The organism is Pseudomonas sp. TS_SC_3, assembly GCF_056156225.1.
Genome location: NZ_CM149586.1, coordinates 2,560,393 through 2,580,840, shown reverse-complemented (window position 1 = coordinate 2,580,840; position 20,448 = coordinate 2,560,393). Strand labels below are relative to the sequence as shown.

At 61.9% G+C, this 20,448-nt stretch carries 17 protein-coding genes; 5 read left to right on the top strand and 12 right to left on the bottom strand.

Features of this window, described 5'->3' with window-relative positions:
- Positions 1–2: 2 nt before the first annotated feature.
- From AC0J6G_RS12450 to AC0J6G_RS12435, 4 genes are all read left to right on the top strand, one after another.
- Positions 3–329, top strand: coding sequence for a YnfA family protein (locus AC0J6G_RS12450; RefSeq protein ID WP_475248148.1), 327 nt, complete (start codon positions 3–5; stop codon positions 327–329).
- A gap of 23 nt (positions 330–352) precedes the next feature.
- Positions 353–1,357, top strand: a complete 1,005-nt coding sequence (locus AC0J6G_RS12445; RefSeq protein WP_475248146.1) for an ArsJ-associated glyceraldehyde-3-phosphate dehydrogenase — start codon at positions 353–355, stop codon at positions 1,355–1,357.
- Between the two features lie 212 nt (positions 1,358–1,569).
- A complete protein-coding gene (arsJ, locus tag AC0J6G_RS12440) occupies positions 1,570–2,796 on the top strand; it encodes an organoarsenical effux MFS transporter ArsJ (RefSeq protein ID WP_475248144.1) in 1,227 nt (408 codons plus the stop codon).
- A gap of 222 nt (positions 2,797–3,018) precedes the next feature.
- Positions 3,019–3,918, top strand: coding sequence for a DMT family transporter (locus AC0J6G_RS12435; protein ID WP_475248142.1), 900 nt, complete (start codon positions 3,019–3,021; stop codon positions 3,916–3,918).
- Between the two features lie 95 nt (positions 3,919–4,013).
- Here AC0J6G_RS12435 and AC0J6G_RS12430 read toward each other — a convergent pair whose 3' ends face one another.
- The gene (locus tag AC0J6G_RS12430; protein WP_475248140.1) at positions 4,014–6,383 is read right to left on the bottom strand and encodes a DNA polymerase II; all 2,370 of its coding nucleotides are present in this window, start codon (positions 6,381–6,383) and stop codon (positions 4,014–4,016) included.
- A 154-nt stretch (positions 6,384–6,537) separates the two neighbouring features.
- On the opposite strand from AC0J6G_RS12430, the gene AC0J6G_RS12425 reads away from it, so the two are divergent.
- Positions 6,538–8,535 (top strand): peptidase U32 family protein, encoded by a 1,998-nt coding sequence (locus tag AC0J6G_RS12425; protein ID WP_475248138.1) that lies wholly within the window; start codon positions 6,538–6,540, stop codon positions 8,533–8,535.
- 95 nt (positions 8,536–8,630) lie between these two features.
- Here AC0J6G_RS12425 and AC0J6G_RS12420 read toward each other — a convergent pair whose 3' ends face one another.
- From AC0J6G_RS12420 to algG, 11 genes are all read right to left on the bottom strand, one after another.
- Positions 8,631–9,008 carry a hypothetical protein gene (locus tag AC0J6G_RS12420; protein WP_475248136.1) on the bottom strand — a complete coding sequence of 126 codons (378 nt, stop codon included), beginning with the start codon at positions 9,006–9,008 and terminating at the stop codon, positions 8,631–8,633.
- Between the two features lie 12 nt (positions 9,009–9,020).
- Entirely contained in the window at positions 9,021–9,851 is an 831-nt protein-coding gene (locus AC0J6G_RS12415) for an SDR family oxidoreductase (RefSeq protein WP_475248134.1), read from the bottom strand.
- 36 nt (positions 9,852–9,887) lie between these two features.
- Positions 9,888–10,352: a multidrug transporter gene (locus tag AC0J6G_RS12410; protein ID WP_475248132.1), complete on the bottom strand. Its 465-nt coding sequence runs from the start codon at positions 10,350–10,352 to the stop codon at positions 9,888–9,890.
- A 3-nt stretch (positions 10,353–10,355) separates the two neighbouring features.
- Positions 10,356–11,135, bottom strand: a complete 780-nt coding sequence (yaaA, locus tag AC0J6G_RS12405) for a peroxide stress protein YaaA (RefSeq protein WP_475248130.1) — start codon at positions 11,133–11,135, stop codon at positions 10,356–10,358.
- 255 nt (positions 11,136–11,390) lie between these two features.
- Positions 11,391–12,830, bottom strand: coding sequence for a mannose-1-phosphate guanylyltransferase/mannose-6-phosphate isomerase (locus tag AC0J6G_RS12400; protein WP_475248129.1), 1,440 nt, complete (start codon positions 12,828–12,830; stop codon positions 11,391–11,393).
- Between the two features lie 91 nt (positions 12,831–12,921).
- Positions 12,922–14,040: a mannuronate-specific alginate lyase gene (locus AC0J6G_RS12395; protein WP_475248127.1), complete on the bottom strand. Its 1,119-nt coding sequence runs from the start codon at positions 14,038–14,040 to the stop codon at positions 12,922–12,924.
- A gap of 2 nt (positions 14,041–14,042) precedes the next feature.
- Positions 14,043–14,687 carry an alginate O-acetyltransferase AlgF gene (locus AC0J6G_RS12390; protein ID WP_475248125.1) on the bottom strand — a complete coding sequence of 215 codons (645 nt, stop codon included), beginning with the start codon at positions 14,685–14,687 and terminating at the stop codon, positions 14,043–14,045.
- A gap of 37 nt (positions 14,688–14,724) precedes the next feature.
- On the bottom strand, positions 14,725–15,897 hold the full coding sequence (locus tag AC0J6G_RS12385) for an alginate O-acetyltransferase (protein ID WP_475248123.1): 1,173 nt from the start codon (positions 15,895–15,897) through the stop codon (positions 14,725–14,727).
- 9 nt (positions 15,898–15,906) lie between these two features.
- Complete coding sequence (locus tag AC0J6G_RS12380; protein ID WP_475248121.1) at positions 15,907–17,391, bottom strand: MBOAT family O-acyltransferase; 1,485 nt, start codon at positions 17,389–17,391, stop codon at positions 15,907–15,909.
- Positions 17,392–17,456: 65 nt separating this feature from the next.
- On the bottom strand, positions 17,457–18,869 hold the full coding sequence (locus AC0J6G_RS12375; protein WP_475248120.1) for an alginate O-acetyltransferase: 1,413 nt from the start codon (positions 18,867–18,869) through the stop codon (positions 17,457–17,459).
- A gap of 10 nt (positions 18,870–18,879) precedes the next feature.
- A complete protein-coding gene (gene algG, locus AC0J6G_RS12370) occupies positions 18,880–20,430 on the bottom strand; it encodes a mannuronan 5-epimerase AlgG (protein WP_475248118.1) in 1,551 nt (516 codons plus the stop codon).
- Between the last annotated feature and the right edge of the window lie 18 nt (positions 20,431–20,448).

Genomic DNA, 20,448 nt, shown 5'->3' with positions numbered 1-20,448 from the left:
GCATGCTCAACACCCTGGGCCTGTTTGCCCTCACGGCCCTGGCCGAAATCATCGGTTGCTACCTGCCGTACCTGTGGCTCAAGCAGGGCAAAAGCATCTGGCTGCTGGTGCCGGCCGCCGCCGCCCTGGCGCTGTTCGCCTGGCTGCTGACCTTGCACCCGACCGCTGCCGGGCGGGTGTATGCCGCCTATGGTGGGGTTTATGTGGCCACCGCCATTGTCTGGCTATGGCTGGTGGACGGTATTCGCCCGAGCCATTGGGATTTGCTGGGAGCCGGGGTAGCCCTGTTGGGCATGGGCATCATTATGTTTGCGCCGCGTAGCGCCTGACACTTTCTAGAGGGAGTTCACTTATGGCTATCAAGGTAGGTATCAACGGTTTTGGTCGTATCGGTCGCCTGGCGCTGCGCGCTGCATGGAGCTGGCCGGAGTTCGAGTTTGTGCAGATCAACGACCCGGCCGGTGACGCCGCGACTCACGCCCATCTGCTCAACTTTGACTCGGTGCATGGCCGCTGGAATAGCGAGGCGAGCAGCGAGGGCGAGTGCATCCTGATCGACGGCAAACGCATTCAGGTCACGGCCAACAAGACCATCGACGATACCGACTGGAGCGGCTGCGATCTGGTGATCGAGGCCAGCGGCAAAATGAAAACCGTCGCCGTGCTGCAAGGCTATCTGGATCAAGGCGTCAAGCGCGTGGTGGTCTGCGCGCCGGTCAAAGAGCCGGGCGCGCTGAATATTGTTATGGGCGTCAACCAGCAGCTGTTCGACCCAGCGCAGCACCGCATCGTTACGGCGGCGTCTTGCACCACCAACTGCCTGGCCCCGGTGGTTAAGGTGATCCACGAAAACCTTGGCATCCGCCATGGCTCGATCACGACCATCCACGACCTGACCAACACCCAGAGCATCCTCGATCAACCGCACAAAGACCTGCGCCGTGCGCGGGCTTCGGGTATGAGCTTGATCCCCACCAGCACCGGCTCGGCGACGGCGATTGCCGAGATATTCCCCGAACTGCGCGGCAAGCTGAACGGCCACGCCGTGCGCGTACCGCTGGCCAACGCTTCGCTGACCGACTGCGTGTTTGAAGTGGAACGCGCGACCACGGTTGAGGAGGTCAACGCGCTGCTCAAGGCCGCCGCTGCTGGCCCGCTGGCTGGGATTCTCGGCTATGAGGAACGGCCACTGGTGTCCATCGACTACCGCACCGACCCGCGCTCGTCGATTATCGATGCGCTGTCAACCATGGTGGTCAACGGCACTCAAGTGAAGCTCTACGCCTGGTACGACAACGAATGGGGCTACGCCAACCGCGCGGTGGAGTTGGCGCGAATGGTCGGCGCCGCCGATTGACCCGTAGGGCGAGCCTCGCCAAACCGCGTAGGGTGGATGGCGCTTTATCCATCCACCGGCAGTGATGGTGGATGAAAAAGACGTCATCCACCCTACGGCTGAGAATCGCTCTGCATCTGTGGGAGGGGCTTTAGCCGCGACTTGCCTCAACTGCTGTCGCGGCTAAAACGGAATGCCGCCCAGTCCTTCCCAAGGTCTACATAGGATTCGTTATGCACGCCTTATCCCGCTTGGCCCCAGACGTGCGCCAATACCTATTGGTAACCGGCAACTACTGGGCCTTTACCCTCACCGACGGCGCCCTGCGCATGTTGGTGGTGCTGCATTTTCACAGCCTCGGTTACACACCGCTGCAGATTGCTGCGCTGTTTTTGTTCTACGAGATTTTCGGCGTGGTCACCAATCTGGTCGGCGGCTACCTGGGCGCGCGACTGGGGCTTAATCGCACCATGAATATCGGCCTGGGTTTGCAGGTGGCGGCGTTGCTGATGCTCACTGTGCCCGCGGCCTGGCTGACGATTCCCTGGGTGATGGGCGCGCAGGCACTGTCCGGTATCGCCAAAGACCTGAACAAGATGAGCGCGAAAAGCTCGATCAAGTTGCTGGTGCCGGATAGCCAGCAAGGCACGCTGTACAAGTGGGTGGCGATCCTGACCGGCTCGAAGAATGCGCTCAAGGGCGTGGGCTTCTTTATGGGCGGTGCGTTGCTGGCGCTGCTCGGCTTCACTGGCGCGGTATTGGCCATGGCGGCTGTGCTGGCGCTGATCTGGCTGGCCAGCGTGGTGCTGCTGAAAAAAGACTTGGGTAAGGCCAAGGCCAAACCAAAGTTCCGCGACATGCTGTCCAAGAGCCGGGCGATCAACCTGCTTTCAGCGGCGCGGCTGTTTCTGTTCGGCGCGCGCGATGTGTGGTTTGTCGTGGCGCTACCGGTGTACCTGTCCAGTGTCTTGGGCTGGGATTTCTGGATGGTCGGCGGCTTTCTGGCGACCTGGGTGATTGGCTACGGCATGGTGCAGGCGTTTGCCCCATCCATTACCAGCAAGGCCAGCGGCCAGTTACCGGATGGCCGCGCCGCGTTTGCCTGGGCCGCCGTGCTGGCCGGTGTGCCAGCACTGATTGCCTTGGGCATGGGCAGTGCTTGGCCTGTGCAGTGGGTGCTGATCGGCGGGTTGCTGGTATTCGGTGCCGTGTTTGCGGTGAACTCCTCGCTGCACAGCTACCTGATTGTCAGCTACGCCAAGGCCGACGGCGTGTCGCTGGATGTCGGCTTCTATTACATGTCCAACGCCGCCGGTCGGCTGCTCGGCACGCTGCTCTCGGGCTGGGTCTATCAGGCTTATGGCCTTGAGGCCTGCCTGTGGATTTCTTCGGCGTTTGTCCTGCTGGCGGCGTTGATTTCCATTGGGCTGCCTCGGCATCCTAGGGATGCCGACCGGTAGGTTGGGTTGAGGCGCGCAGCGCAGAAGCCCAACGGCGCGTGGCAATCTTTGTTGGGCTTCGCTGCGCTCAACGCCAACCTACCCCGGCCATAGCACTCAATGAGTATCGATATTTTCCACGTCGCATAGCGGCTTCATGAGGGCAACAATAAGCGCAAGTTTGTGCAAGAACAGCCGGGTCGATCAGGCGCAGACTCCTGAGCATTCAAAGGGAGTCTGTTGATGAATCTGTCGCTCTATCTGTTGACCGTGCTGATCTGGGGCACCACCTGGATCGCCCTCAAGCTGCAACTGGGTGAGGTGGCGATTGCCGCGTCCATCGCCTATCGCTTTGCCCTGGCCTCGCTGGTGCTGTTCGCCATCCTGCTGCTCAGCGGTCGTCTGCAGAAGCTCGATAAGCGCGGCCAACTGATTTGCCTGGTGCAGGGGCTGTGTCTGTTCTGCCTGAACTTTATGTGTTTCTACACCGCCAGCCAGTGGATCCCCAGCGGCCTGGTGGCGGTGATTTTCTCCACCGCCACGCTGTGGAATGCGATCAACGCGCGGCTGTTCTTTAAACAGCAGATCGCTGCCAATGTGCTGGCCGGTGGTGCGCTGGGCCTCGGCGGGTTGGCGTTATTGTTTTGGCCGGAATTGGCCGGGCATGAGGCCAGCCATGAAACCCTACTCGGCATCGGCCTGGCGTTGCTCGGTACGCTGTTTTTCTCTGCCGGTAATATGCTTTCCAGCCTGCAGCAGAAGGCCGGGCTCAAGCCGCTGACCACCAATGCCTGGGGCATGTTGTATGGCGCGTTGATGCTGGTGGCGATCTGCCTGGTCAGCGGTACGCCGTTTAGCTTTGAGTGGAACAGCCGTTACATCGGCAGCCTGCTGTACCTGGCGATTCCCGGTTCGGTGATTGGCTTTACCGCCTACCTGACCCTGGTCGGGCGCATGGGTCCGGAGCGCGCGGCCTACTGCACCGTGCTGTTCCCGGTGGTGGCGCTGAATATCTCGGTGTTTGCCGAGGGCTACCAGTGGACCGCGCCTGCGCTGTTCGGCCTGCTGCTGGTAATGCTGGGTAACGTGCTGGTATTCCGTAAACCCAAAGCCATACCGATGGCCTTGGCGCGCGAGGCGTAGGGTGCGTTCGCAAGGCTGGAGATTGATGTGGGAGGGGCTTTAGCCGCGACTCAGGCGCTAAAGCTGTCGCGGCTAAAGCCCCTCCCACAAAGCGTTCAAAATAACCCCAACTGCCCACCGATCAGCGTGGCGAAATCATCTTCAACAAACGGCAGGATGGCGTCGGCCACCGGTTGCAGTTGGCGGGTCAGGTAGTGGTCGTAGTCGATGGCGGCGTTGCGTGCTTCCAGCGGTTGCGGGCCGGCGGTGGTGATCACGTAGCTGATCCAGCCGCCGCGCTGGTATTGCAGCGGGCGGCCGTGGGCGGCGTTGAACTCGTCGGCCAGGCGCGCGGCGCGCACATGGGGCGGTACGTTGCGTTCGTAATCGGTGAGCAGGCGGCGCAGGCGTTTGCGGTAGACCAGTTGTTCATCCAGCTCGCCGTTCAGGGTGCGCTCGACGTAGTCACGCACATAGTCCTGATAGGGTTGGCCGAGAAAGATGCGTTCGTACAGCTCGCGTTGAAATTGCTGGGCCAGCGGCGACCAGTCGCTGCGCACGGTTTCCAGGCCTTTGTAGACCATCTTGTGGCCACCGTCAGCCTGGGTGATCAGCCCGGCGTAGCGCTTCTTGCTGCCTTCCTCGGTGCCGCGAATGGTCGGCATCAGAAAGCGCCGGTAATGGGTTTCAAACTGCAGTTCCAAGGCGCTTTCCAGGCCGTATTCATCACGCAAGTGATCGCGCCACCAGGCATTCACCTTGGCCACCAGCGCACGGCCGATCTGTGCGGCGTCCTCTTCAGCATGCGGGCGCTTGAGCCAGACAAAGGTGGAGTCGGTGTCGCCGTAGATCACCGCATAGCCCTCGGCCTCTATCAGCGCGCGGGTGCGGGCCATGATCTCGTGGCCGCGCAGGGTGATGGAGGAAGCCAGGCGCGTGTCGAAGAAGCGGCAACCGCTGGAACCGAGCACGCCGTAGAAGGCGTTCATGATGATCTTCAGCGCCTGCGACAACGGCGCGTTGTGCTCGCGTTTGGCCGCCTCACGGCCCTGCCATACGCGCTCGACAATCGCCGGCAGGCAATGCTGCGTGCGCGAGAAGCGTGCACCACGAAAGCCCGGCACCGAATGCGCGTCATCCGGCTGGCGCAGGCCCTCGATCAGCCCCACCGGGTCGATCAGAAAGCTGCGGATAATCGACGGGTACAGGCTCTTGTAATCCAGCACCAGCACCGACTCATACAGCCCCGGCTGCGACTCCATAACAAAGCCGCCGGGGCTGGCTTGCGGCGGGTTATCGCCGAGGTTCGGCGCAACAAAACCGCGACGGTGCATCAGCGGCATATACAGGTGTTCGAAGGCCGCCACCGAGCCGCCGCTGCGGTCGGCGGGCAGGCCGGTGACCGTGGCGCGCTCCAGCAGGAAGTCGAGGATCGCGGTTTTGCCGAAGATGCGGGTGACCAGCTCGCAGTCGCGCAGGTTGTAGCGTGCCAGAGCGGGTTTGTCCTCGCGGAACATGCGGTCGATTTCGTCCATGCGCTGGTAGGGCGTTGAAATATCCTTGCCCTCACCGAGCAGGCTTTGCGCGACGTTTTCCAGGCTGAACGAGGGAAAGCTCCAGGTCGCCGAACGCAGCGCCTCGATGCCGTCGATGATCAAGCGACCGGCGGCGTCGGCAAAGAAGTGACCGTTGCCGCTGCCATGCTCGCGCCACTGCATCTCGCTGCCATCGCGGCCCAAGCGCAGGGGGATGGCCAGGTTACGCGCGTGTTCGTGCAGCACACGCAAGTCGAACTGCACTAGGTTCCAGCCGATGATCGCGTCCGGGTCATGTGCGGCCATCCATTGGTTCAGGCATTCGAGCAGCTCGCCACGGCTGGCGCAGTAGTGCAGCTGGAAATCCACATCTAGCCGCTGCTCCGGCGTACGGCCGAGCATGTACACGTTGCGCTGGCCGCAGCCTTCAATGGCAATGGAGTACAGCTCGCCGAAGGCATTGGTTTCGATATCCAGCGAGGCCAGTTTGAGGGTGGGGCGGTAACCCTCGCAGGGCTTGATCTGCGTCTCCAGCAGCAGAGCTGGATTGGTCGCATCGGGCGTGCCGGTGAACTGCACGGGAGCGGTGATAAAACGCTCCATCAGGTAGCGCTCGGGCGGTCGCACATCGGCTTCGTACACGTCCAGACCGGCGCGGCGCAGTTGTTTGTCGAGGTCCATCAAGGTGCGGTGCTGTTGGCAATACAGGCCGAGCACCGGGCGCTGGTGAAAGTCCTTGAGGCTTAGCGGGCGCAACTCAACGCCGCGCTCGTTTTTCAGCACTGCTTCGGCCTGTTCGCGTTGCACAGCGGGGATAAAGGCCACCGAGGTTTGCAGTGGCAGGCGCAGCAGGCGCGGGCCGTTGTCGGTGGCCAACCAGAACTCCACCTGCGTGCCGGCCGGCGTATCACGCCAGTGTCGGGTCAGCAGAAAGCCCTGTTGTAACTTCACCCTGTTGCTCTCAAAGCCATTTTTGATCGGGCAATTCTACGCAGGCTTTTATCTGTATGCCTATACAGTTGTTGTGCGGCTGCCAAGCGGGCACAGACAAATCAACTATTCCGAGTAAAATGCTCGGCCTGATTGACTGCCCGATAGCGAAACCATGTCCCTGCCCAAGCACCACCTCGAACTGCTGAGCCCCGCGCGCGATACCGCCATTGCTAAAGAGGCCATCCTGCATGGCGCCGATGCCGTGTACATCGGCGGCCCTGGTTTCGGTGCGCGGCACAACGCCAGCAACAGCGTGGCGGATATCGCCGAGCTGGTGCAGTTTGCCCACCTGTTCCATGCGCGGGTGTTCGTCACCCTCAACACCATCCTGCATGAGGATGAACTGGAGCCGGCGCGGCAGATGATCTGGCAGCTCTACGAGGCGGGCATTGATGCGCTGATCGTGCAGGACATGGGCGTGATGGAAATGGATCTGCCGCCCATCGAGATCCATGCCAGCACCCAGTGCGACATCCGCACCCTGGAAAAAGCTCGCTTCCTCGACAACGCCGGCTTCTCCCAGTTGGTGCTGGCCCGCGAGCTGAACCTGGAAGAAATCGGCAACATTTGCCGCAACGTCGATTCGGCGGTCGAGTTCTTTATCCACGGTGCGCTATGTGTGGCGTTCTCCGGGCAGTGCAACATCTCCCACGCGCAAACCGGGCGCAGCGCCAACCGCGGTGACTGCTCGCAAGCCTGCCGTCTGCCGTACACCCTGAAAGACGATCAGGGCCGCGTGGTGGCGTTTGATAAGCACCTGCTGTCGATGAAGGACAACAACCAGACCGACAACCTGATTTATCTGGTCGATGCTGGCGTGCGCTCGTTCAAGATCGAAGGGCGCTACAAAGACATGAGCTACGTGAAGAACATCACCGCGCACTACCGCCGCGAGCTGGATGCGATTCTCGAACAGCGCCCGCACCTGGCCCGCGCCGCCAGCGGTCGCACCGAGCACTTCTTCACCCCGGACACCGACAAAACCTTCCACCGCGGCAGCACGGATTACTTCGTCAGCGACCGTAAAGTGGACATCGGCGCATTCGATTCGCCGACCTTTACCGGCTTGGCGGTGGGTTATATCGAGAAGGTGAACAAGCGCGACCTGATCGCCGTGACCGACACGCCGCTGTCCAACGGTGATGGCCTGAACGTGCTGATCAAGCGCGAAGTGGTGGGCTTTCGCAGCAACATCTGCGAACTCAAAGGCGAGTTTGAAGAAGACGGCGAGAAGCGCTACCGCTACCGCGTCGAGCCTAATGAAATGCCCGAAGCCATGCACCGCGCGCGCCCGCAGCAGCCGCTCAACCGCAATCTCGACCACAACTGGCAGCAGGCCCTGCAAAAAACTTCGGCCGAGCGCCGTGTTGCGGTGAACTGGCAGCTGGCCGTGCAGGGCGATCAGTTGAATGTGAGCGTCACCAGTGAGGAGGGCATCAGCGCCCGCGTCAGCCTGGTTGGGCCGTTTGCCGCCGCCAAGGACGCCGAGCAAGCCCGCGAGCAACTGGCCGATGGCTTGAGCAAACTGGGCACCACGATTTACTACAGCAGTGGCGCGCAGATTGACTGTGAGGCGGTGCCGTTTATCCCCGGCTCGCAACTCAAGGCCCTGCGCCGCGAAGCCATCGAAGCCCTGACCCAAGCCCGCGTCGCCGCTCACCCGCGCGGCGGGCGCAAACCGGTTAGCGTGCCGCCGCCGGTGTACCCAGAATCGCACCTGACCTTCCTCGCCAACGTCTACAACGACAAAGCGCGCACTTTCTACAAGCGTTACGGTGTGCAACTGATCGACGCCGCCTACGAGGCCCATGAAGAGGCGGGCGATGTGCCGGTGATGATCACCAAGCACTGCCTGCGATTCTCCTTCAACCTGTGCCCCAAGCAGGCCAAGGGCGTGACCGGCGTACGCACCAAGGTCTCGGACATGCAGCTGATCCATCAGGACGAAGTGCTGACCCTGAAGTTCGACTGCAAGCCGTGCGAGATGCACATCATCGGCAAGATGAAGGGCCATATCCTGCATCAGCCACAACCGGGCAGCGCGGCAAGCATGGGCGGCGCGGTGGGCTATATCACCCCGGATGATTTGCTGAAGACCATCAAGCGTTAAGGCGGATCGATCGCGGTTGCGGGTGGACAAGCTTCGCGTTGTCCACCCAACTCATGTCCCGCGTAGGGTTTCAGCGTATGGGCTGTGGCGTGCGCTTAGTCTTTGCACTTGGCCAGCACCAGCCACGCCAGTAGCGGGTAGCAAAAATAGTGCAGCCCGAAGATCACCAACCCCATCGGACCGGGTTCATCTTTTAGCCACATCAGGCCGAGCAAACCTAAGTACAGCAGCGCGAGGATGCCGCCATACAGCGCGAGCAGCCGCCGGCGCTCATTGGGCAGTGGGCGCCGGTTATGTTGCCAGTGGAACCACAACGCCATGCCGCCTGCCACGATCGCGGCGACCAGCAGGGTCGTCACCACGCCGGGGAGTTTGGCGAAGGTGCGCAGCAGCAGGTTGAGTACACTGACCGCCACCACGCCGCCGATTGCCAGGTGGCGGATTGCTAAAGGGTTGCGGTTTTCTTCGGGCATGGGCAAGGCTTCCTAAAGGCTGCGATTAAGGCCGAAGCGTTTTTTTAAAATACCTTGCAGCAGGCCTTTGGGCAGCAGAGCGGCCATCAGCGGCAGGGCGCGGCTGCCGTTGCCGATGCGCACTAGGAGGGGGCGCGATGTGCTTTGCACGGCTGCCAGCACATTGCGGGCGAAGTGGTTGGCGGGGGTGGGGTTGTCTTGCGAGGCGTTAGCGCGGGCGCGGATGCCGTCGCGGATGGGCCACCAGGGCGAGGCTTCATCGATCAGCTGTTCGGCTTGCTGGCTGGCCTGGGCGCCGAAGCTGGAGGCAATCGCGCCGGGTTGCACTTCCATCACCTCAATGGCGAAGGGCGCCAACTCCATGCGCAGGGCATCGGTCAGCGCGTGCACGGCGGCTTTGGAGGCGCAGTAAGCGCCGGCAAACGGGGTGACCAGCACGCCAGAGACGCTGCCGATATTCACCACCAGGCCTTTGTTCTGGCGCAGCAGCGGGAACAGTGCGCGGGTCACGCCGATCAGCGAGAACACGTTGGTTTCAAACTGCTTGCGCATGGCCTCAACGCCGCCATCGAGCAGTGGCCCCATGGCGCCGTAGCCGGCGTTGTTGATCAGCACATCCAGGCCGCCGATCTCAGCTTTCAGGCGTTCGGCCAGTTGGCCCAAGCCCTGACCATCGTTGACGTCCAGTTGCACCGCGTTAAAGCCTGCTGCGCTGAGGGCCGCCACATCCTCGGCTTTACGCGCTGTGGCCCAAACCTGATAACCGGCTTGCTGGAACACATCAGCCAGGGCGCGGCCAATGCCGCTGGAACATCCGGTGATCAAAACACTGGGTTGGCTCATGTGGGTTTCCTTCTTCCTTGTTCTTATAGAGAGGGCTTAGCGGTTGAAACGGCCCTGCAGGCGCTCGGCGCGAAACTCCAGGGTACTGGCACGATAGCCGCTGCGCAGAGTGGGCAGCGGCAGGCAGGTTTGCCAATCGGCGCCAGGCAGTAATTCACCGGGGCCGCTATAACGCGGGGCTTCGTAGAGGCGTTCGGCGAGGTTGACGCTGTCGCCAGGGCGGTAGGCGGCGATCTGCCACTGCAGCTCAAGCAGGGCGGCGTCACTGCCGTTCTTCAAGGCCAGGGCCAGCGGACGATCCGCCGGGCAGCTGCCCGGGGCGTAGTCGAGGCGTAATTCCAGGCGGGCGAGGTCGCGGTTGTCGCGGCTTTCCTGCCACAGCACCCAGCTGGCCACCAGGCCCAGCCCGACCAGTGCGGCCAGCGAAACCGGCAGGGCTTTGCTTGGGTAGCGGGTCAGCAGGATCAGCCAGCTCAGTACCAGGATTACGCCAATCAGCATCACTCAGGCCTCGGGGTCGTCACGCAGGAACACCAGACTATCAGTCTTGGAGTGCTCCGCCGAAAAACGATAGCCCTGGTAGTTGAAGTCTTTAAGACCGGCCGGGTCGCTCAGGCGCTCCTTGATTACGTAGCGCGCCATCAGGCCACGGGCTTTTTTCGCGTAGAAGCTGATGATCTTGTACTGGCCGTTTTTCAGGTCCTTGAACTCGGTATTGATCAGCCGCGCATTCAGCGCTTTGCGTTTCACCGCGCTGAAGTACTCATTGGAGGCCAGGTTGAGCAGGACGTTGTCGCCCTGGGCGTCGAGCGCGTCGTTGAGCCAGCCGCTGATGCGTTCACCCCAGAAGTCATAGAGGGTGTTGCCGCGCGCGTTGGCCAGTTTAGTGCCCATTTCCAGGCGATAGGGTTGCATTAAATCCAGCGGGCGCAGCACGCCATACAGGCCCGATAGCATGCGCAGGTGCTGTTGGGCAAAGTCGAAATCGGCTTCGCTGAAGTCGTCGGCATTCAGGCCGGTGTACACATCACCTTTGAAGGCCAGCAGTGCCTGCTTGGCGTTTTCCGGGGTAAAAGCGGGTTGCCAGCTGCCAAAGCGCGCGGCGTTGAGGCCGGCGAGTTTGTCTGACAGGTGCATCAATTCAGCGATTTGCGCTGGGCTGAAATCGCGCAGCTGATCAATCAACAGTTGAGCATGCTCAAGGTGCTGCGGCTGGGTGAAGTATGGGGTGGCCGGTGGCGTTTCGTAATCAAGGGTCTTGGCGGGGGAAATCACCATCAACATAAGCTGTGCTCCTGAAAGTCTGCGCCGATTCTAACAGGCCGTTGCCAAACTACCTCGGCTTGGGCGTTTGGCATTCAGCCAGGCGGCCTCGGCTATTTTCAAGGCAATTGGAAGGTTCAGGGGCGCTGGCGCTGCGGGGTGTTAAGGGGTGTTGCGGCCCAATGGCCTTGGTTGCCAAGCGGGTGCTTATCAACCAAGGCGCGCATGGCAGGGCCGACGCGTGGTGTCGCCAGCCGCGTGGGCTGGCGTGGCTGGTTAAACGCTGACCAGGCTGATGGCAGTCGCTTGGCTGCGCCCGTAAACATCATCCAGACGGCGAATGTCGTCTTCACCCAGGTAGCTGCCGGACTGCACTTCGATGATCTCCAGGGGGATTTTGCCGGGGTTGCTCAGGCGATGCACTGAGGTCATGGGGATGTAGGTCGACTGGTTTTCGGTGAGCAGAAACACCTTGTCATCGCAGGTCACCTCGGCGGTGCCAGACACCACAATCCAGTGTTCGGCGCGGTGATGGTGCATCTGCAGCGACAGGGTGGCGCCGGGGTTGACCGAGATGTGCTTAACCTGGAAGCGCCCGCCCATGTCCACCGAGTCGTAGGAGCCCCACGGGCGATAGACCTGGCAGTGATTCTGGGTTTCGCTGCGGCCCAGGGCGTCGAGTTGGTTGACCACTTGCTTGACCTCTTGCACGCGGTCCTTGTGCACGATCATGGTGGCGTCTTTGGTTTCCACCACCACAATGTTGTCCAAGCCGATGACCGAGACCAGTTTGCCGTTGCCGTGCACCAGGCAGTTGTGGCTGTCGTGCACCACCACGTCACCGGACAGCACGTTGCCGCAGGCGTCTTTGGCATGTACGTCCCAGATCGATGACCAGCTGCCGACATCGTTCCAGCCGGCATTCAGCGGCACCACACAGGCGCGGGTGGTTTTTTCCATCACCGTGTAGTCGATCGAGTTGTCAGGGCAGCAAGCGAAGGTGGCCGCGTCGATATTGACGGTGTCGCCTTCAATGCGGCTGCGCTCCAGGGCCAGCAGGCAGGTGTCGTAGATGTCGGTGTCGTACTTCTTCAATTCTTCCAGGTAGCGGCTGGCGCGAAACAGGAACATGCCGCTGTTCCAGAAGTAATCACCGGACTCAACGAACGCACGGGCGCGCGCTTCATCGGGTTTCTCGACAAAGCTCTGCACCCGCACCACGCCTCGCGGCAGGCTGTCATCCGGCATCGAGCGGATGTAGCCATAGCCGGTTTCCGGGCGGCTGGCGGGAATGCCGAACAGCACCATTTCGCCGTTTTCGGCTGCCTTGCGGGCCTGTTGCAGGGCGGCTTCGAAGGCGGCTTGGTTTTCCATGACGTGGTCAGCGGGGAGTACCAGCAGCAGTTCGTCGCGGCCTTCAGCGAGCAGCTTCATCGCGGCGATCGCTACAGCTGGCGCGGTGTTACGGCCAAAGGGCTCAAGCAGAATGGCCTGGGTTTCCAGCTTCTGCGTTTTCAGCTGCTCTTGAACGATAAAGCGGTGTTCCTGGTTGCACACCAGCACCGGGGCCTGCATGCCGTCGAAGCGCAAGCGCTTGAGGGTTTGCTGGAACAGGGTGTCGGTGCCGGTGAGAGCAAGAAACTGCTTGGGATAATGCTTGCGCGAAAGCGGCCAGAGTCGCGAACCGCTGCCGCCTGAGAGGATTACCGGGATCATAGGGTGAGCTCCATTAATATCCGTTTAAGGCTGTATCCCGTCGCCCTGCGCAACGGATGTAGCGCAGGGCGAAAATGCAAAGGGCTGTCACTCAAGGCAGTTGCTCGGAAAATAGCTGGGTTACGTCTCCCCCCAGCCGGTAGGTGGTTAACGGTTGCAGGGAGCGACGCCAGGCGTCGGTGGCCGGCGAGCAGGTGTACAGCGCGCAGTAAGGCTCCAGCCAAGCGAAGCGGCTGTTGTCTTGCAGGTCATCCAGGGTTTGCGGGTAGCCGGCTTTGGCGCTGAATAGCTGAGGGTCTTTAAGGCCGGCTTCCAGGCGTTGCGCCATGCGTTGCAGCGCACCGTTGTTGTCTTCACGCAGGTCGAGGTGATTGGCCTGGGCGAAGGCCGCCACCATCAGCAGTGGGCCCATGGCGTAGTTGTGGTAAGCCAGGGCGCGGGTTTGCCGTGACAGTTCCAGGGGCAGGTAGCCATCTTTGTCGACCTGGCTCATGCCCTGGCGGTATTGGCTGACAGACCAGTCAAAAAGATCGCGGCGGTCGAGCACCACGGCGCTGGCCATCACTGACCAGGCGGCCCAGTACTGGTGGTTATTGCGCCGCGCCATGGGTTGCGCGTTCCAGTCCAGCACCACCTGGTCGGCCAGTTTGCCCAGCCATTTTTCGATGGTGCGTGCTTCGCTGGAGTACTGTTCAAGCGGTTGCGAGCGGGAGAATTTAAGCCGTAGATAAGCCCCGGCAACACTGCCCAGTGCCCATTTGCGCACCGATTTTCCGGTGTGGTTATACGAGGTGCTGAGCAGCGCATCGGCCTCGGCCCAATCGTTCAACCAACGGATGACGCAGGCCAGGTCGTCCGGCTGGCCTGTGTCCAGGTAGCGGCCAACCAGCTTGTTTACGCCGTTTTCCAGCAGGCGCACGTTGTCGGTCAGCTCGCGGTAGCGCTGCGCCGCCTTGGGGTTGACCTGATCGCGGGCGCTATCTGAGCCAGCATATTTGCTGGGGAACTGCAGCTTGCCGGTGTAGGGCTGCGGGCGAGTAGGGCAGGCGCGGGGCTTATCTTGCACCTGCGCCACGGCGCGCAAATAGCCCGGCGGCGGCTGCAGGCTGGGCGCTGCGCAACCGGTGAGCAAAAGCACCAGGGCCGCGCCGCTGGCGAGGGCGGCGCGGAGAAACCAGGCGGGCGATAAAACAGCGCTGCTCTGGCGCATGATCAGTTGGCCGTCTGCGCACTTTTCACCCAGGTCGCAACCAGGTTGCTGCCGCTCCCCGTGACGTACAGGCAAACCAATTGCCCGCGTTCGAGCACCAGGGGCTCAAGGTCGCTGATTTTGCGGGTGCCGGAAAACAGCGCCAGGCGCACCTTGAGCGGGTTGATCTCGCGCTCGCCGCTGGCCTTGCCGGCTACCGGGGTGATGACATCGGTTTTACCGTCTGCAGTTTTTAGCGTAAGCGGGCTGTCCGAAAGATTTTGCAGGCGCAGCAGGGCTTTTTGCTTGCCGCTGAACGGTGGCTCGTCACGCAATTGGAGCGCGCCGCCAGGCAGTTGCACCAGGGTGTAGTACTGCTCGCCGGCCAGTTTGACGGGGAGCGTTTTGCTGCCCGTGCTCAGGCTATAACTGCCAGCCGGTAGGTAGCTGAAATCGCTGCTGTCGCGGCTGCCGATATCGTTCAGGCTGACCGTGCCCACGCGCACATCAAGGCTTTGCGTGTCGGCATTGAAGGCCCGCACAAACGCCGAGCCTGGCGGCGCGCTGGGTTCATAGAGCGCGGCTTCATCAGCCAGAACGGCGCCGGCCACCAGGCTGAGCAATAGTGCGCTGAGCGCGCGGCGGTAAGGGACAGTGTGCAGGTTCATAAGTTATCTCCTTGTGTGCGGATAGAGGTGTGCATCGTCATTGCGCAGCACCACGGGTGCCGGTCGCGACATGCGCCAGGCGTGGGGCGCCGCCGCTGTCTTTGGCTTGCTTTAAGCGCTGCAGCCAGGCGGCATCGAAACTGGACAGGTCGCTGGGCAGCAGCAGGTAACGCTCCGGAAACTCCCAGATGACCAGGCGCAAATCAGCGTTTTGCGCCGGGTCGCGTTGCAGCAGGCGCAGCATCGGTACCAGCGGGCCGTGGCCGTCTTCGGCGAAGTTCAGCAGGTCGCTGCCCAGGGCCTGTTTCAGCGCCCCGGCAAAGTTCCATTTCGGGTTGGCGCTGTAGCTGGTGCCCACCAGGGCCAAGTGGCTCGGCTGCGCGTCGAACAACGCGGCGGCGCTGCTGTCGTCCTGGCCCTCGGCGAGGGCGGTTTGGCGTTGTTGCAGTTGCTCGCTGGGCGGTTGCAGGCCGGCGAAGTAGGGCTCCAGGGGCAGGAAGCTGAGCAGGTCGCCTTTGTGCGTCAGGGTTTTGCCGGGCGCGGTGACAAAGCGCTCAGCGCCGGGTTGCAGGCTGCCGCGCTCGAACAGGTAGGCGGCCAGGCTTTGCGCCGCGACTTCAGCACCATAGGGCGTCCAGTGGGTGTCGGTGCGCAGGAATACCGGTGCGCGCCGCTTGGCTTGGTGCCAGGCCGGCAGCAGGTCGGGCCCCGGCAAATGCTCATGCTGCATGCGCGCCAGCGCCTCGGCGTAGAGTTGGCTGTGTGCGGCCACCGGGCGTGCGCTGCCGAGTTTTTCCGGGTACAGGCGGGCTTTGGCGGGCAACAGCAGCAGCACCAGTTCGATGTCGCGGCGTTTGAGTTCGGCCTGTACGGCCTCGATCAGCGCCCAGTTGTCCTGCACTTGATGGGGCAGGGCGGCGGGCTTGAATTCCTCGTCGGTAAACAGCCAGTCGCTGCGGCCGACCACCACCCCGGGGCGGCCCTCATCGAACAGGCTGTAGTCGATAGCCGCCCACAGGTTGGTGCCGAAGGCCTTGAGCGGGAAGGTTTGGTCGTAGTGTTTCTCGAAGGCCTGCGCCAGCTGGCCGCTGAGCACCGGGGTGTTCTTGGCCGCTGAGAAGCTCAGCAGCGCCGGCAGCGAGCTGAGTGCCAAGCCCAGTAAGAGCAGGATAAAGGCCAGGCTGTAGCCGATCGTGGCGGTTCTGTTCACGTCGCCTCCTCAGAATTGGAAGTAAAGAAAGGGCGAGAAGCTCTGCGCCGAGAGTTTCAGTACCGAGAGCAGGAACAGCAGCAGCAGGCCCACGCGCAGCGCCAGCGCGCGGTAATCCAGCACCGCGATGCCGCTGCTGTGTTGCACCTGGCTGAGGCTGCTGAGGCTTGCACTCCATTTGCCCGGCTCGCGGGGGTAGAACTGGCGCAGGCCAAACCAGGCCATCACCCCGTAAGCCAGGATCAGGGTGGTGACCTGCAGGCTGGTGAGCTGTGCGCTGTTGAGTTCCGACAGGCGCCAGGCGCTGCTGCTCAAGAGGTCGGGGCTGAACATGGCGCTGTACATACGCCAGGCAATGTCGAGGTTTTCCGCACGAAAGATCACCCAGCCGAGCACCACCAGAAAGAAGGTGAAGATCCATTTCAGCGGGTTGAGCACCTTGGGCGCGGCGTCGACATTGAACAGCCGCTCAATGGCCAGCCACATGCCGTGCCAGGCGCCCCAGATCAGAAAGGTCCAGTTGGCGCCGTGCCAGAAGCCGCCGAGCAGCATGGTCAGAAACAGGTTGCGGTAGGTCTGCAGGGTGCTGCCCCGGTTGCCGCCCATGCTGATGTAGAGGTAATCGCGCAGCCAGGTGGACAGGCTGATGTGCCAGCGCCGCCAGAACTCGGTGATCGACTGGCTGATATAGGGCTGGCGGAAGTTCTCCATAAAGCGAAAGCCCATCATCAGGCCCAGGCCGATGGCCATGTCGCTGTAACCGGAGAAGTCGAAATACAGCTGCGCGGTATAGGCCAGGGCGCCGAGCCAGGCATCGCCGGTGCTGGGGTTGGCCAGGGCGAAGCAGCGGTCAGCGATGGGTGCCAGGGTGTCGGCGATAAACACCTTTTTGACGAAGCCTTGCATAAAGCGGCTGGCGCCTTCGCTGAACTTGTCGTAGCTGTGCGTACGGTCGCTGAACTGGTCGACCAGGTCCTTGTAGCGCAGCACTGGGCCGGCAATCAGCTGCGGGAACAGGGCGATAAAAGCGGCGAAGTCGATGGGGTGGGTGGTGGCCTCGACGTCACCGCGATACACGTCGATCAGGTAGCTGAGCGACTGGAAGATGTAGAAGGAAATGCCAATCGGCAGCAGCACCGAGGTTAGAACGAAAGGCTCAAACCCCATGCCCTGCAGCGCGGTGTTGATATTGGCTACGCCGAAGTTGGCGTACTTGAAATAACCCAACACCCCGAGGTTGCCCACCACCCCCAGCAACATCCAGTGCTGGGAGCGGCGGGTGCGCACACCGGCATTGCCTATGCGCAGGCCCAGCCAGTAGTTGAAGGCCGTCACGCCGATAAACAGGGCAAGGAAGTCCACCCGCCACCAGGCATAAAAGGCGTAGCTGGCGAGCAGCAATAGCAGGTTGCGGTAACGGTTGGCGCACAGGTAATACAGGCCGAGAAACCCCGGCAAAAACAAAAACAAAAACACGTTGGAGGAGAAAACCATGGCGCTGCGCCTTCCTTGAATGGGTGACGGCCCTGATCACTCAGGGCCGGCCGCGTGCCTCGGGCCTAGTCGGCTTGCGCCGTTTGGTTGGCGGGGTGGCGCGTGCAGAGGGTGGCTTCAACCTTGAGCCCGGCGGGCATATCCGCAGGCACCTCAATTTCCATCGAGAGCAGGGTTTGCCCGGCCCATTCGGGGTCGTCACGCAGGCCGAAAACAAAGCGCCCGTCGGGCTCTACCTGCTGGTTGCGGGAAATCAGCAGATTTTCCCGGGAGCCGCTCATGTACCAAAGCGAGCTGCGCAGCTCCATGACATTGGCCTGGCTAAACTGCACATCCACCAGATAGTCCTTGCTGCGCAAGGGCAGGTCTTGGCTGTTGATCAGCACCTCGTTGCGGCCAGGATGCAGGGCGACCTTGTTGCTCAGCGCGGCGGGGGTAGCGCGGCAGCCGTCGGCCAGCATCGGCATGATCTGGCGGTAGAACAGCGGCATGGAGATGTCGTAGTAGCTGGTGATTTCCCAGATCAAAATCTTCGGCGGGTTGTCCTGAAAATCCTGGCTGCCGAGGTACTGCAGCATGGCGCTGTGAAAGCCGCCGCCACTGATCGAGCGGTTGTCCACATCCACCCCGGCCTTCTCCTTGAGGAAGCCACCGAAGTTGTATTGCGGCGCACTGAAGCTGGTGCCGGCCAGGATCACGTCGGCGACGTCGGCGTCGCCGAACAGGTCGCTGCTTTCTTCCTTGGGTTCGGTGACGAAGCGGGTGACGAACTGGTTGGCGTAGTTGTAGCCGCAGATTTTGCCGAAGGCCTGGTTCAGCGAGCCGATCTTGTTGTTCTGGCCCTCGCTACGGCTGACAAATTCTTTGCGTGGGATGGTCTTGAACAGAGAAGACTTACGCAGTTCCGCCGCCACCAACTCGGCGGTGAACGCGGCCCCGTGAGGGGTCCAGTGGTGGTCACGTTTGAAGAAGAAGGGCTGCTTGGTATCGCCGTGTTGTTCCAGCAGCGGGGTCAGGTCGGGCACCTTGATGCCGATGCTGCGCATGCGCTCCACCACCTGCAGGTAGTTGTTTTTGGCCAGTTGCAGGTCGAAGCCTTGGCGCGTTTGCGGGCTGAGCATGTCCGCATTGATCATGCCGCGCGTGGGGATGTACACCACCATCAGCTCGACGCCGCGCTTGGCCAGGCCGTCGCGCAGCCGCTGCAGGTGCTTGTAACCGTCGGCGCTGGTGCCCATCTGGGTCATCAGGTCGGTGCGGGTGCGGAACAGCCAGTCATCTTGGCCCTGCACCAGTTTGTTGAACTCGTTCATGTCGCCGTCGTAGGTGGCGTCTTCCAGGGCCTGCGGGCAAATGTTGCAGCACGGCTCAATGCTGTAGGTCGGCGGCTCAGCCGCCTGGACGCTGTTCTGCAGGCTGATAGCAAGGCCAAGGACGGCCAGCGTGGCGCTGGGCTTGATGAGCGATAGGCGGGTCATCGGGAATTCCTCATTTATCACGTTGTGCCAACTTGGCTGCGGGCACGACCAGCACCGCTTTGTTTTGCCGCAGCATCAGGTCGAGGATTTTTAGCTTGCCCTCGGCCAATGCGCCGAACATGCCGACGCCGCTGGGTTTGCTCGGCATCAACATTTGCAGGCGATAAAGCTTCACGCTCAGCGGCGCGACCACCGAGATGTCCCCGGACTGGTTGCCAATCAGGCTGCCGCCGACTACCTCGAGCGACAGCTTCATTTCAAAGGGGTCGAGTTGCAGGTCGCGGTCGGTGCCGTTGAGGTCTTTGACATGGCCGTAAATACCGAGCAGGCCGTTGGCCATGGCGATGTTTTCGTAGAGGTCAACGTTCTGGCTGTTGCGCACGCGGATGCCGTGGCGGCCATTGTTGAACGCGCGGTTGCCCCACAGCAGGTTGTCGCCGCTTTCGTAGATGGTGATGCCGTCAGATTTGTTGCCGTAGGTCTCGTTGTAGGCAATCACGTTGTTGCGGCTGATGCGGTCGATGACGATGCCGGACAGCTCGTTGTCGTAGCTGCGGTTGTTGAAGATCCAGCTGTCGTTGACCTCGCGCGAGATGATGATGCCGTGCTTCTGCACCGTGCCGTAGGCGATGTTCTCGGCAATGATCAGCCGGCGCGAACGGTCGTGTGGGTCGATGCCGTAGACCAGGTTGTTGCGGTAGGTATTGCCGCGCAGCACCACGTCGTCGGCCTCGTAGCAATAGAAGCCGTACCACATGTCATCGAACATCGAGTCGATCAGCCAGCCGGTAGGGTGGGCGCGCTGCATGATCGGGTGCATGGCCGGGCTGTACTGCGAAATGGACACGCCGTAGGACTTGCTCGCGGTGTAGCCGAGGCTGGAAATCACGCTGTTGACGATGTACGTCTCGGTGCCGCCCCAGGAATTGAGGAAGGGCCGGAACTGGCCTTTTTTGTGGTACCAGTCCTGCTGGTTGTCCTGTTCGCGCCAGGCGGTCAGGCGGCTGTCAGTGATAAACAATTTGCCGTCGTTGATCAGAAAGGCGCCGTGGTCGCTGGACAGGCGCAGGTCCTTGGTGTGTTTGTCGATATGCAGGGTCGCGCCCGGGTTGACCAGGATCGGCCGGCGCGCCAGGTACACCCCGGGCTCTGTTTGCTCGAAGTACTTGGCCGGCAGTTGGCGCGCCAGGTCGGCGGGGGTGACATAACCGCCGTCGATGACGATGACCTGAGGCATCTCACCCTGGCGCTTGACCCACACGCGCAGGCGTTCATCGCCACCGGTGAACTCGACCAGCGGGTTGAGCCCGATCATGCGCTGCATGCCCGCGCGGCCTGTGGGGCTGGTGTGAATCTTGGCGTTCACCGCCTCAGCGTTGTAGGGCGCCAAGTCCGGCAGTTGCGGCGGCGCCTGGCGTAGCTCGTCTATCGGTGTGCTCGACACCTCATAGCTCTGCAGGGCTGGTGTGGCAGCCTGCAAGGCCTGCGAGCTCAACAGGCCGCTGAGCAGGGTCAGTACCAGGCCGATGCGGGTTCTTGCGCTCTTGCTATGTAGATACATGCTCTTCACCTCCTGGAT